The organism is Sphingobium sp. FW306-1B-F04DB (assembly GCF_058781925.1).
Map to the genome: position 1 here is coordinate 1 of NZ_JBYSXE010000133.1, position 806 is coordinate 806.

The 806-nt window shown below is 57.6% G+C and carries 2 protein-coding genes; both read left to right on the forward strand.

The window, feature by feature from the left end; genetic code table 11:
* On the forward strand, nucleotides 1–409 hold a 409-nt coding region (locus tag AC3WJD_RS22040; RefSeq protein ID WP_492749002.1), incomplete at its 5' end, for a hypothetical protein.
* A 173-nt stretch (nucleotides 410–582) separates the two neighbouring features.
* Entirely contained in the window at nucleotides 583–711 is a 129-nt protein-coding gene (locus AC3WJD_RS22045; RefSeq protein ID WP_492749004.1) for a hypothetical protein, read from the forward strand.
* Nucleotides 712–806 lie beyond the last annotated feature (95 nt).

Here is an 806-nt window from a genome sequence, read left to right on the forward strand (position 1 = left end):
GACCTCGCAGACAACCGTTGGCCAACGGGAAAAAGGAAGCCTGATGCTCAAATCAATTAGACAACCGTCCGGACACGCCGACATTGCGGACGAAGGTCCGACAAGGCATCAAGCGCCGATGAGTGAAAAGTCTAGCTACAATGCGCTGATGCACGAAGCATGTGTTGTAAGAGGATGGTGCGGGGGCGTGGTCGACGACCAGCCGCTCCACGTCGACATGTTCATCCCTGAGACCGGACCTGTGACCGCTGATCAATTTGTTGACTGGTTGTTTCGAGCAGACGGGATGGACCCACACCAGGATCTCGAGAAGTGGCAGCCGCATAAGGATGCGCTGAAGGACGCGTTCATCCGCCACACGGGCAGCGATGTCGTCAGTGCCGAGCAGCTAAAGTGGGATGTCAGCTAACCCGAACTTCTCGGTCATACAGCGCGCAGGGCGCGCTTCCCGAAACCGGACATGGCAGCTATCCGCGCTTTCCTGCAAAAAGCTGCCTTTCCGAACACGCCGACATTACCGACATTCATCCGGCCAGTTAACTGGTTCGAATGTGGAAGAAGTTGACCTTGGCTGCGGCCATCTTGGCACTGGGCTTGCTCGGCGGATGGTGGCTACGGGGCCAGACGGCGATCGACACGTGCCTCGACATGGGTGGCCAATGGTTGAAGCCGGGCCTGTGCTACGGCGCCACCAAATATCGCTTCGAGTAGAAACGTCCGTTTACCCCGGGTGGATTCAACCGGTCATTGCAACACCTTCTTGAGCCTATCGGCGGGGGTCTCGAAGTCCAATGTTTTTCGAGGGC